At 58.1% G+C, this 12,582-nt stretch carries 10 protein-coding genes; 2 read left to right on the top strand and 8 right to left on the bottom strand.

Annotated features, from left to right (window positions below):
- Positions 1-439: 439 nt before the first annotated feature.
- The gene (locus RIKMI_RS0111170; protein WP_037291917.1) at positions 440-1,327 is read right to left on the bottom strand and encodes an RluA family pseudouridine synthase; all 888 of its coding nucleotides are present in this window, start codon (positions 1,325-1,327) and stop codon (positions 440-442) included.
- Positions 1,328-1,428: 101 nt separating this feature from the next.
- Between RIKMI_RS0111170 and RIKMI_RS0111175 the strand changes: the two genes are divergently transcribed.
- The gene (locus RIKMI_RS0111175) at positions 1,429-2,763 is read left to right on the top strand and encodes a DcaP family trimeric outer membrane transporter (RefSeq protein WP_147288471.1); all 1,335 of its coding nucleotides are present in this window, start codon (positions 1,429-1,431) and stop codon (positions 2,761-2,763) included.
- 643 nt (positions 2,764-3,406) lie between these two features.
- Here RIKMI_RS0111175 and RIKMI_RS0111180 read toward each other — a convergent pair.
- The 7 genes from RIKMI_RS0111180 to RIKMI_RS0111215 all read right to left on the bottom strand — a co-directional run bounded on the left by RIKMI_RS0111180 (position 3,407) and on the right by RIKMI_RS0111215 (position 11,075).
- A complete protein-coding gene (locus tag RIKMI_RS0111180) occupies positions 3,407-4,843 on the bottom strand; it encodes an MFS transporter (protein WP_027291679.1) in 1,437 nt (478 codons plus the stop codon).
- A gap of 42 nt (positions 4,844-4,885) precedes the next feature.
- Positions 4,886-5,557, bottom strand: a complete 672-nt coding sequence (locus tag RIKMI_RS0111185) for a bifunctional 4-hydroxy-2-oxoglutarate aldolase/2-dehydro-3-deoxy-phosphogluconate aldolase (RefSeq protein WP_027291680.1) — start codon at positions 5,555-5,557, stop codon at positions 4,886-4,888.
- A 619-nt stretch (positions 5,558-6,176) separates the two neighbouring features.
- Entirely contained in the window at positions 6,177-7,217 is a 1,041-nt protein-coding gene (locus RIKMI_RS0111195; RefSeq protein ID WP_027291682.1) for a sugar kinase, read from the bottom strand.
- Positions 7,218-7,233: 16 nt separating this feature from the next.
- Entirely contained in the window at positions 7,234-8,364 is a 1,131-nt protein-coding gene (locus RIKMI_RS0111200; RefSeq protein WP_051214521.1) for a DUF4861 family protein, read from the bottom strand.
- Between the two features lie 22 nt (positions 8,365-8,386).
- Positions 8,387-9,181: a gluconate 5-dehydrogenase gene (locus tag RIKMI_RS0111205; RefSeq protein ID WP_027291684.1), complete on the bottom strand. Its 795-nt coding sequence runs from the start codon at positions 9,179-9,181 to the stop codon at positions 8,387-8,389.
- 33 nt (positions 9,182-9,214) lie between these two features.
- On the bottom strand, positions 9,215-10,060 hold the full coding sequence (kduI, locus tag RIKMI_RS0111210) for a 5-dehydro-4-deoxy-D-glucuronate isomerase (RefSeq protein ID WP_037291920.1): 846 nt from the start codon (positions 10,058-10,060) through the stop codon (positions 9,215-9,217).
- Complete coding sequence (locus RIKMI_RS0111215; protein WP_245584962.1) at positions 10,053-11,075, bottom strand: LacI family DNA-binding transcriptional regulator; 1,023 nt, start codon at positions 11,073-11,075, stop codon at positions 10,053-10,055. The genes kduI and RIKMI_RS0111215 overlap by 8 nt, the downstream gene beginning before the upstream one ends.
- 299 nt (positions 11,076-11,374) lie before the next feature.
- Between RIKMI_RS0111215 and RIKMI_RS0111220 the strand changes: the two genes are divergently transcribed.
- Entirely contained in the window at positions 11,375-12,574 is a 1,200-nt protein-coding gene (locus tag RIKMI_RS0111220; RefSeq protein ID WP_027291687.1) for a glycoside hydrolase family 88 protein, read from the top strand.
- Positions 12,575-12,582: the final 8 nt, after the last annotated feature.

Below are 12,582 nucleotides of genomic sequence, written 5' to 3' on the forward strand. Positions count from 1 at the left end.
TTTTTTAACGTCCGTCGGGGCCGGAACATTGTCCGAGAGCGGAAGGCGGGGCTGTTTTCATGGATCGGGGGGCGGATACGATGCCGGAACCGGTTTCGGCGCGGCCCGGCGGGTATGCGTTTCCCGAACGGTGTTGTCGCCGGATGGCCCGACCGGCTGTCGCTTTTTCGTCGGGCGGTTCCGGGGCGGTGCGGGAAGGTTTGAAAATGGCGGGATTATTCAGCATGTCCGATCCTTCGTTCCGCTGCGGGCACGGACCATGCCCGTGCCGGGCGGTTCTCTGTGATCCGGACGGACCATTCCGTATAAATTAACGGTTTAGGTGCCCGTTTTACCCTGTTCAGGGCGCGGTTTTTTCCGGCTCTCTTCTGCGCGTCTGAGTCTCAGAGGGTGTCGGCAGCGGAATGGGTGGGAACCGGATATACGGGCCGGTACGGGTTTATCCGAACAGTTCCGTGAATTTCCGCGGAACCGGAGTCGAAAAATCGAGCCGTTCGCCCGTCGCCGGATGGATGAAGCTCAAGACGCCTGCATGGAGCGCTACCCGTCCGATCAGGTTCCTTTTGGAACCGTATTTCCTGTCTCCCACGATCGGGTGTCCGATATACTCCATATGCGCCCGTATCTGGTTCTTGCGCCCTGTTTCCAGTTCCAGCTCCAGCAGGGTTACATCGTTTTTTTCAGAGCGCTTCAGTACTCGGAAACCCGTATTGGCTATTTTCCCTTCCTCCCGGACAGTCACATAGACTTTCAGCGCCTTGCTTTCCGTCAGGTATGTCGAAATCGTCCCTTCGTCTTCTTTCACGATGCCTTCTACTACGGCGAAATACTTGCGTTCCGCTACCGTCTGTTCCCAGCGGCTCTGCACCCGTATTTTGATCGGTTCGTTTTTGGCGAACATCATCAATCCCGAGGTCTCGCGGTCCAGCCGGTGCAGGACGAAGATTTTGTTGCGCGGGTCTTCCCGTTTCACGTGTTCGCTCAGGATACTGTACGCCGTGCGCATAATCTGTTTGTCGGTCGCCACCGACAGCAGGCCGTTGCGTTTATCGACCACGATCAGGTCGTCGTCCTCGTACACGATCCGCAGCATCGGATGGGCCACTCCCTCTTTCGCCCGACCGAAACCGATTTCCACCCGATCTCCCGGTGTGAGCGGCGTATCGAACTGGGTCGTGATGCATCCGTTCACGGAAACCTGGCGGTGAGCGAGATAAGATTTTACCGTCGTCTTGCTGCGATCGGTGAAATAACTGAACAGAAACGGCAGTAAAACGCCGGTTTCCCGAACGACAATGACCTCGGTTTCGGATTTTTGCTTTTTCATGCGGGCAAAGGTACGAAATCTCATGGCATGAAACTTGTTTAAGCCTCGGAAGATTCAATTCTATCGGAGAACTTATTTATTCACCTAAAAAAGAACGTATCATGAAAACAATTAACGCTTTAATGATGACCGCGGCCGCAGGCCTCTTTTCGCTGGGGGCATGGGCCGACGACACGGCCACGGCATCGACCGACACCCCCCAGCGGGGACACCGCGACAAACGGAACACCGTGTGGATCATCGGCGCCGACCCGCAGACCGACGACGTGTGGGTATTGAAAGGCAAAGCCATAGATATCTATGCAACAACCGTCAAGGAAGGGTTCCAGCAGTCCGGCGTGCCGAACTTCATCATCTCCGACCGCAGTAACAAAGCGGTATTCGGGATCGGCGGGTTCGTCAGTTTCCGTACGGCGTACGATTGGAGCAATGTTATCGACAACAAAGACTTCGTCACGTACGACATTCCGATGCTCAAAACACCCTCCAACAAACAACGGCTGCTGATGGACGTCAGCACCTCCCGGCTGTTTTTCAAGACGATCGTGAACACCAAAGCGTTGGGCCCGATCGAAACTTATATCGAAACGGATTTCCGGGGCGGCGACAACGTCCTGCGCCTGCGCGAAGCCTACGTATCGTTCAAAGGGCTGACTTTCGGTCAGACGGCGACCACTTTCGCCGACTTGCAGGCTGCGCCGACCACCATCGACTTCCAGGGGCCGAATGCCTATACTTACCGGCGTAACCTGATGATCCGCTACCACCTGAACATCAGTCCGAGCTGGGAGTTCGCCGTTGCGGCCGAAATGCCGGGCGTCAGCGCCACCACGCCTACCCGGGCGGCTTACGTGATCCCGCAGCGCGTACCGGACTTCCCGATGTATTTCCAGTATAATTGGAACCAGGGCCGCAGCCACTTGCGTGCATCGGGCATTCTGCGTACCATGAATTACTACGACAATACTTCGATGAACACGCAGACCGAGCTGGGTTGGGGCGCCATGTTGAGCGGCAATATCGCCCTGAGCAAATCGGCCAGCTTCTTCGGACAGGTCGTTTACGGCGAGGGTATCGAAAACTACATCCAGGACCTGAACGGAAACGGTTACGACCTGGTATCCGATCCGAACCGGCTGGGTCGTTTGCAAACGCTCCCCGCGATGGGCTGGATGGCCGGTTTTCAGGTGAACTTCACGCGGAACTGGCAGATGAATGCGGCTTACAGCCAGGTGAGCGTCTGGGACAAGAACGACTATTTCGCACAGGCTCCGGATGCCTACCGGTTGTCGCAATACATTGTCGGCAATCTGTTCTACCGTATCTCGCCGGCTTTCAATGTCGGGGTGGAATACCTGTACGGCACCCGTAAAAATGTGAACCACGAACTGGGACATGCGAACCGTGCCCAGATGATGGTACAATTCAACTTCTGACAAACGGGTTCGATCTCCGATAAGGACAGGAACGGCAATTTGCCGTTCCTGTTTTTTGCACCTATGCCGGATAACATCCGGCGATGGAATTTCCGGTTACTTTACCGTTTAAGTTCTGCATATGTCCGGGACGGAATCTGTCTCCGGCCGGTTCCGCGTCTTGTCGCGCAAGGCTATGCCAAGTTCGGCGAAAGGATAGATCCGGACGTGCCGGGAAAGCGCCGGATACGACTATCGATATATGAACGCGTGTAAGTGTCTGAGATTTATCCCGCCCCGGGCTACCGCGACTTCGGCCGGACGGGCTGTGAGGGCGTGGCGCGGTGCGTCGGCGGCAGCGGGTGCAGTTGGTCGTCGTCGGCCAGCAATTCCCGCGGCCTCGGTCTGAACTTCTACTCGACAGACCTCGATCCCGTCTACACGCCCGCCCGCGGCCACGGCTTACAGTGCGGTGTCTCTAGGAATAAGGAGCTGCGCGCCGCGGCGGATAAGGCCGCACAAGCGAGGCGAAGAATGCCGGGAGAAATCGGGAGTCGAACCGGGGAAGTGCGACAGACGGTTCCGAAGAAATGGATAAAACCGGGGCCTGGCTTTACAAGAAAAGCCAGGCCCCGGTCGCATACATGCGTATGGAAAGCATCTGCTACAAATCCGTGATCGGCTTGTATTTCGGTACCAGCGATTTCATGACCATCCAGGCGATCAGGTATGCCACGGCGCAGAAAATGAACGCGATGGCATAGCCTGCCGGTTTGCCTTCGAATCCCATGAAGTGCAGGGCTGTCTCGTCGCTGTACGTGAAGAGCATCCCGGCCCCTTTCTGGATAAAAAACGAACCGATGCCGCCGGCCATGCCGCCGATCCCGGTGATCGTGGCGATGGCCCGTTTGGGGAACATATCGCCGATGGTCGAGAAGATGTTGGCCGACCATGCCTGGTGGGCCGAAGCCCCTACGGCGATCAGCAGGATGGGAACCCAATAGCTGATCCCGCCCAGCGGCTGGGCGGCCAGTACGGCCAGCGGGAAGAACGCGATGATGAGCATCGCCCGCATCCGGCCGGCATAAGGGTTCATTCCCCGGTTGATGAAATAGGTCGGGAACTTGCCGCCGAATACCGACCCGATCACTGTGATGGTGTACAGGATGGCGATGGGCAGGGCGATCGACGTGCCGACCATATCGTACTGGGCTTTCAGGTAAGCCGGGGTCCAGAACAGGAAGAACCACCATACGCCGTCGGTCATGAACTTACCGAAGGCGAAAGCCCATGTCTGGCGGTATTTGAGGCATTGCCAGAACGACATTTTCCGGTCCGGTTCGTCTTCCTGCACGCCGGTTTGCTCCGTCGCGGCGTCCTGTTCGATATAGGCCAGTTCCGCAGCGTTCATCTTGGGATTTTCGTCCGGTTTCTTGTAAACGAATACCCAGAAACCCAACCAGACGAAGCCGATCAGTCCGACGATGATGAAAGCCGTCTCCCAGCCCCACAGCTCGGCCATGACGGGTACGGTCAGCGGAGCGACGATAGCGCCCACGTTGGCTCCGGAGTTGAAGATGCCGGTTGCGAACGCCCGGTCTTTTTTCGGGAAATATTCCGCCGTGGCTTTGATCGCCGCGGGGAAGTTGCCCGCTTCGCCGACGGCCAGCACGCAACGGCAGATGATGAAAGCCGTTACGCTGATCATGGCGATCTGACCCACGATGTCGGCTCCCTGTGCCATCCGCAGGGCGGCGGCGTCCGGCAGGCCGGTCATCTGTTCGGTCACGATGCCGCAAAGGGCGTGGATTCCGGCGCCCAGCGACCATACGGCGATCGACCAGGCATAGCCTTTCTTGGTTCCTACCTTATCGACGAATCGTCCGGCGAAGAGCATCGCGATGGCGTACACTAAAGAGAAGATAGCCGTGATCGTCCCGTAGTCGTTGTCCGTCCAGTGGAACTCTTCCTCCAGGATCGGCTGGAGCAGCGAGAGTACCTGCCGGTCGAGGTAATTGACCGTCGTGGCGAAAAACAGCATGGAGCAGATGATCCAGCGGTAGCGGGTCATCTTTCCGGATGTTTCGTTGAGTTTGCTCATTATCGGAATTTTGGGTTAGTAGTCTGTCTGCGGAAGAGGGGGTTACCGGCGCACGGCGGCTACGATGGCCCGCACCCGGTCGATCGTTTCGGTGATGGCGGCCCAGTCGCCGGCTTCGATCAGCTTTTTCGGGAAGAGGTTCGACCCCATGCCCACGCAGGTTACGCCTGCCTTGAACCAGGCGCCGAGGCTCTCTTCGGTGGGTTCCACGCCGCCGGTCGGCATGATCGAACTCCAGGGGCACGGCCCTTTCACCGCTTTGACGAATTCCGGACCGCCTACGGACGAACCGGGGAATATTTTGACGATCTCGGCGCCGAGTTCTTCGGCGCGGCCGATTTCGCTCAGCGAACCGCATCCGGGCGCCCAGAGGATTTTGCGGCGATTGCATACGGGGGCCATCTCTTCGTTCAGCAGCGGCGATACGACGAAGGCGGCGCCCAACTGGATGTAGAGCGCGGCTGTCGGCGCATCGACCACCGAGCCTACGCCCAGCATCAGCTCCGGCAGCTCCGTGGCTGCCCACCGGTTGAGCGTGCCGAATACTTCGTGGGCGAAATCGCCCCGGTTCGTGAATTCGAACACCCGGATGCCGGCCGCATAGGAGGCTTTCAATACTTCTTTGCAAAGTTCGACATCGGCGTGGTAAAATACGGGAATGACTCCTTGACGCCCCATTTCGAGGGCGACTTCTATTCTTGTGAAACGTGCCATAATTTTAAATTGTATGGTTTATTGCCATGTTTTCCCTTAGTCAGCCCGAAGCCACCCCGGCGCAGGGCTGAAACTCGCCAAGCTCGTTTGCCCTCGCTGGCTTCGGGCTGACCGCTACTCGGCAGACGATTAACCATAGGTTAAAAATGTCCCGGCTTCTAACTTGGTGTCGAAGTACGGGTAAAAGTTACTGACCCGGGAATGTGCGATTTTCCGTTCCGACGAGAGTCGGGAACGGGTAATCGCATTCCCGGCGACTTTTTTGTCTCCTTTTTTGGTCGCGCAAAAAAGGAGATGCCCCGCCGGCATGAGGCGTCCGGAGAAACCGGTGCCCCCGCGGCACGAGCGGACAAAGAAAGAACAAACGCCCGTCGGCGAAAGACAGTACATTTAAACCTACGGTTATTTTTAAGGTCGTAGCCAGCGGATCCGCAACGAGTATCGCAAGTAGCAGACCTCCGGCCGGGTTGGCCCCGGCCGGGCCGCTATGCAGACGATCGACTGTAGGGGTATCCCTAAACCGGACATCTGTTTCCGGGTCATATTTACCCGGAAGCAGGTCGCGAAAAGAGGGAGAACCCCGTCCGTTACGCGGTTGCCCCCGGTTCCGACCGCCTGCCTATCTGGACACCCGGCCGGAGCCGTCGCCGCCCATCAGTTTTTCCACCTCGTCGATCGTTACGAGGTTAAAGTCCCCCTTGATCGTATGTTTGAGACAAGAGGCCGCTACCGCGAATTCGATAGTCTTCTGGTAATCGCCGCCGTAGGTCAGCAGACCGTAGATCAAACCTCCGCCGAACGAGTCGCCGCCGCCCACGCGGTCCACGATATGGGTGATGTCGTACCGCCGCGAGGCGTACAGCGTGCCGCCGGCGTAGAGTACGGCGCTCCAAGTGTTGTGGTTCGCGTTGATCGAACCGCGCAGGGTGATCGCCACGCGTTCGGCGCGCGGGAATTTCGCCTGAAGCTGTTTGGCCACGCTTTCGAACCGCGCCGCATCGACCTGTCCGCCCGTAGCCGTTACGTCGAATCCCTCCGGCTTGATGCCGAATACCTTTTCGGCGTCCTCTTCGTTGGCGATGATGACGTCGCAGCACTCTACGAGCGCCGGCATCACCTCGGTGCAACTTTTACCGTATTTCCAAAGGTTTTTGCGGTAGTTCAGGTCGCAGGATACGGTTACCCCCAGCCGGTTGGCGGCCCGCGCTGCTTCGAGGCAGGTATCGGCCGCCGATTGCGAGAGGGCAGGGGTGATGCCGGTGAAGTGGAACCAGTCGGCGCCGGCGAATACCTTTTCCCAGTCGATCATACCCGGTTCGATGGTCGAAACGGAGGAGTGGGCGCGGTCGTACACCACTTTGCTCGGCCGGCTCACGGCACCGGTTTCGAGGAAGTAGATGCCGAGGCGTTCGCCGCCCCAGACGATGTCCGAGGTGCCCACGCCGTGTTTGCGCAGGTCGGCCAGACAGGCTTTGGCGATGTCGTTTTCGGGCAGGCGGGTGACGAAGCTCGTCTGCATGCCGAAACCCGCCAGCGATACGGCCACGTTGGCCTCGCCGCCGCCGAAGGTGGCTTCATAAGAGGTGGCCTGCGAGAAACGCAGGTATTCCGGTGTCGCCAGCCGAAGCATGATTTCGCCGAAGGTGACTATTTTTTTCATGGATTTGTCTGAAGAATTATTTAACGGTTACGATAAGCGGGTTTTCGGATTTGAGGCTCTGGTCGAAAATGAGCTGGGTCATCGCTTCCGGAGTGGGCACGTCGCTTTTGCTCCAGCCTGCTCCCATCTGATAGGTGAACGGTTTGCCCTGCGGGATGGTCGTGCTGCCGAGCAGGTGTCCCAGCCGTGTTTCGACTTTGATCTCGCACGGGAACACCAGCCCGATGGTCGTATGGCCGTTGTCCGGTTCGTTGTCGGTATTGAGCGGTTCCCAGTAACCCACCATCTTGATCGGTTTGTTCAGGATGTCGAGCACTTTGCCGCCCGCTCCGCGCGTAACGATACCCGCAGCCACTTTCAGGTTGTCGAAATCGCCGGCGTATTCTTCGGTGATCCGGTTGAAATGGGTGTTGGCGTCCAGCGAGATCGTCCGGCGTTCGGTCACCAGCACGGTGTCGGCCAGGAACGGGGCGTAGTCGAGCTGGAACGCGATCCGGATCGGGCCGTTGTCCAGTACCTTATACCGAATGTAGTTGTTGCCCAGCCAGAGCGAATCTTTCGTGTAGGGGGCCATGGCTCCGGCTCCCAGCGTGCGGCCCACTTTGTAGCAGTCCAGCCCCTCGCCGTGGTCGGCATGGTAGTTGAAACCCGGCGCGTACCATTTGTCGATAATGAGGCTGTCGGTGCGTTTGAGCCAGATGTCGATCCCGTTGCTGATTTCGCCGGTGGCTTCCAGCGCGGGACCGTACATGCGGTGGGCGATCAGGTTGTTCTCCCACGCGAAATCGTCCATGCGTTCCGGAACGAAACGACCGAAAGCCTGGGCCGGATAGGTTTCGCGCCTGCCCGTTTGCAGCGTGTAGGTCTCGGAACCGTTCCCCGGGACGGTGGCCTGGAAGATCAGCGCCTGCGGTTCGGTGCCGCCGTTGTAAATCACCTGGGAGGGTTGTTGGGTACCGTCCGGGGCGATGACGACGATGTTTTCCGGAGTGGCGTCCGAAACTTTGGATTGCACCTCCTGCCAACTGATTTCGACCGTTTCGTTGGTACGGGCGATTTTCAGCGGGTTGCTCACTTTTACTTTGGCCCCGCCGCCGCACGACATCAGCAGGGCGGCGGCAGCGACGAGCAGGAATATCTTTCTCATGTCCGGTCTCTGTTTTAGGGGGTTAGTCTTCGTTCATCGCTTTGCCCAGCGAGGCAAGGATACCGCCGTCCACGTACACGACGTGACCGCTCACGAAGTCCGAAGCGTGCGAGGCGAGGAATACGGCAGTCCCGGCGAGGTCTTCGGGGTTGCCCCAGCGTGCGGCGGGCGTGCGTTTGATGATGAATTCGTTGAACGGGTGGCCGTTCACGCGGATCGGCGCGGTCTGCGCCGTGGCGAAGTAACCCGGCCCGATGCCGTTCACCTGGATATTGTAACGCGCCCATTCGGTGGCGAGGTTGCGCGTCAGCATCTTCAGGCCGCCTTTGGCTGCTGCGTAGGCGCTCACCGTGTCACGTCCCACTTCGCTCATCATCGAGCACATGTTGATGATTTTCCCGCCGCCGCGTTCGATCATGCTCCGGGCGACGGCTTTGGACATGATGAACGGGGCGGTCAGGTCTACGTTGATGACGGCCTGCCAGTCGGCCAGGCTCATTTCCGCGGCCGGGATGCGTTTGATAATACCGGCGTTGTTCACCAGGATATCGATCGGGCCTACTTCCGCTGCGATCCGGGCGACGGCCGTCGTGGCGGCGGCTTCGTCGGTCACGTCGAAAATATAGCCGTGCGCCTCGATGCCTTTGGCGGCATATTCGGCGATGGCGTTATCGAGCTTTTCTTTCGACAGGTCGTTGATTACGAGCGTGGCTCCGGCTTCGGCCAGCGCCGTGGCGATGGCCATTCCCAGACCGTGTGTGCCGCCGGTCACCAGTGCTACTTTACCGCTGATATTGAACAGTTCGAGTGATTTCATGGTATTGTGTTTTGTGTGGTTTCGTCTTCGGAATTATTTGAGTTCGGTTGTCGCGCAGCCGTCCATGTCGCCGTAGTCCATGTTTTCGCCGGCCATACCCCAGATGAAAGTGTAGTTGTGGGTCGCGCAGGCCGAGTGGATCGACCACTGGGGCGAGATGACCGCCTGGCGGTTGCGCATCCAGATGTGGCGCGTCTCCTGCGGCTGGCCCATGAAGTGGCACACGGCCTGATCGTCGGGCAGCTCGAAATAGAAATAGGCTTCCATGCGTCGGTCGTGCGTGTGGGCCGGCATCGTGTTCCATACGCTGCCCGGTTTGAGTTCGGTCATGCCCATCTGGAGCTGGCAGGTCGGCAACACCTGGTTTACGATCATTTTGTTGATGACGCGGTGGTTGCTCTCTTCCAGCGAACCCAGCTCGACGACTACGGCGTCCGCCTTGGTGATCTTTTTGTCCGGGTATTCGGCGTGGGCAGGTGCCGAGTTGAAATAGAAACGGGCAGGGCGGGCCGCATCGTCGCTCGCGAACGTGATGTCGCGGTCGCTTTTGCCCAGATAGAGGGCCTCTTTGTAATCGAGGCGGTACTCCTTGTCTCCGGCTTTGACGGTACCTGCGCCTCCGACGTTGATGATGCCCAACTCGCGGCGGTGCAGGAAACGGTCGGCCCGCAGCGGCGGGATGGCGTCCAGGGTCAGCGGCCGGGCGGTCGGTACCGCGCCGCCGACGATCAGGCGGTCGTAGGCCGAATAAATGAGGTTGATCTCCCCTTCGGTCATGATGTCCGCAAAGAGGTATTCGGCCCGCAGGCGTTCGGTGTCGTAGCTTTTCGCATCTGCCGGATGCGAGGCGTAACGCATTTCGTATTTTACGTCAGACATGGTTATGGATAGTTTTTAACGATGATTTGCGGATGATGAGTTCCGGCGCGATGACGATTCCGACCTGGGGTTCTCCCCTGAGGCGGTCGAACATCATTTTGCCGGCCATGTAGCCCATTTTGTAACTGAACTGGTCCACCGAACTGAGCGGAGTGGGGAGTAACTGGCAGAACGGTTCGTTGGCGAAGCCCACGATTGCGATGTCTTCCGGGATGCGGACGCCGGCTTTCCGGAATTCGAGCATGGCGCCCAGCGCGGCGAAATCGCCGGCGAAAAAGACGGCTTCGGGCAGGGATCCCTCCGCCAGTACGGTCCGGGCGAAACGCCGCCCCTCTTCTTCTGTGGTATTGGCGCCTTCGAAAATATAGTTTTCCGGAATGGATATGCCCGCCTCCTGCATCGTGTCCAGATAACCTTTCAGGCGGTTGCTCCATACATTGACATGCTGAGGCCCCGCGCAGTGGCAGATCCGGGTGAGTCCTTGCCGGAGCAGGTGCTTGACCGCCATCGCGGCTCCCTGGTAGTCGTCTACGATTACGGTTCCCGCATCGACGCCCGGCGCCGTTCGGTCGAACAGCACGACGGGCACGCCCGATGCGGAAAGATGGTTGTAATAGCTGTGGTCGGTCGTGTCCGCCGCCACGGAGGCGATCACTCCGTCCACTTTTCCGGCCAGCGAGTGTACGATGCGTTCTTCGCGTTCCGCCGAATCTTTCGATTGGTAGATCAGCACGTCGTATCCCTGCTTATAGGCTTTGTCTTCGATCCCTTCGATAGCCGACGAGAAAAAACTGCGGTTGATGCCCGGCACGACCACGCCGATCGTGTTGCGGCGTCCCGTTTTGAGGTTCACCGCCACCGAATTGGGGGTGTAGTGCAGTTCGGCGGCCACTTCCCGGATGCGTTCCTTGAGGGCCGCGCTGATCGACGGGTGGTCGCTCAGCGCCCGCGATACGCTGGATACCGAAACGCCTAAGCGCTGGGCGATGTCATATATGGACGTCCGTTTTTTCACGATTTCCGGGGTAAGTTGCGCGGCGGTTTACGCAATCGTTTGTGCAAATGTAAAGATTAATCCGGTGGATGCAAATGTTTTTTTGCCCGGAAGTTTTTTTGATGTTGTATGAAATAACTGTAAATGAGTATCTTGTTTCGGAACGGGGCAAGGCGGAATTTATTCCTTTTTTTGGAGAAACGGATATAATTTCTACATTTGTGCAATCGGTTGCGTAAATGATATACAGGTCGTTACGCGGATGATATATTAAAATTTTTTAAGAACAAACCCAAACAACTCATTTTTTCGGTATGAAAATCAAGACGATTGCAGCTTGTTCGCTGGCTTTGGCTGCTCTGGCAGGAACTTCGTCCGTGCAGGCCAAAGGCGGGAAAGTGGCTCCGGTGATCACGGAGAATGTGGATTTCGCGGCCAAACAGGTACAGCTGATGGTGGACACGATGGATACTTTCAAGGACATTCCCAGTCCCCGCACGACGGATAAGGACGGACGGCTGGTGTTCACCACGCTGGACGACTGGACGAGCGGCTTTTTCCCCGGAACGCTGTGGTACCTTTACGAACTGACGGGCGACGACAAGTGGCTCGAACCGGCGGTGCATTATACCGAAGGGATGGAGCGGATCAAATATTACCGCGGGAACCACGACATCGGTTTCATGATTTTCTGCTCGTTCGGCAACGGGCTGCGGCTCACCGACAAGCAATCTTATAAGGACGTGATCGTGACGGCGGCCAGGACGCTGAGCGAACGGTACCGTCCGGGCGCAGGCGTGATCCAGTCGTGGCCGCAGTGGCGCGGGTGGGACTGCCCGGTGATTATCGATAACATGATGAACCTCGAACTGATGTTCGAAGCCACGCAGATGAGCGGCGATTCGTCGTTCTGGAAAATCGCCGTGTCGCATGCCGACCAGACCATGAAGCACCACTACCGGCCGGACATGAGCTGCTACCATGTGGTGGACTACGATTCCAAAACGGGCGAAGTGCGCAGCCGGGTGACGCACCAGGGCTATGCCGACTCTTCGGCATGGGCGCGCGGCCAGGCGTGGGGCCTGTACGGTTACACGATGTGCTACCGCTACACGCACGATCCGAAATACCTGAAGCAGGCCGAGGATATTGCGAAGTTCATCTTTACGCATAAGAACCTGCCGGAAGACCTGATTCCGTACTGGGACTACGATGTGCCGAATATCGAAAAAGAGCCGCGCGACGCTTCGGCGGCGGCGGTGACGGCTTCGGCGCTCTATGAACTTTCCACGTATGTCGGCAAAAAGCAGGGGAAAGAGTATAAGAAACTGGCCGACCGGATCGTCGAAAACCTCGGTTCGCCGGCTTATCGCGCCAAGTTGGGCGAGAACGGCTATTTCGTGCTGATGCACTCGACGGGGAACAAACCGGGGCCGAGCGAAGTGGATGTGCCGCTGGTGTATGCCGACTACTATTTCCTCGAAGCGCTCAAACGCAAACGGGATCTGGAAAATAAATAAATCGTTCG

This window comes from Rikenella microfusus DSM 15922, from assembly GCF_000427365.1.
Classification (GTDB): Bacteria; Bacteroidota; Bacteroidia; order Bacteroidales; family Rikenellaceae; genus Rikenella; species Rikenella microfusus.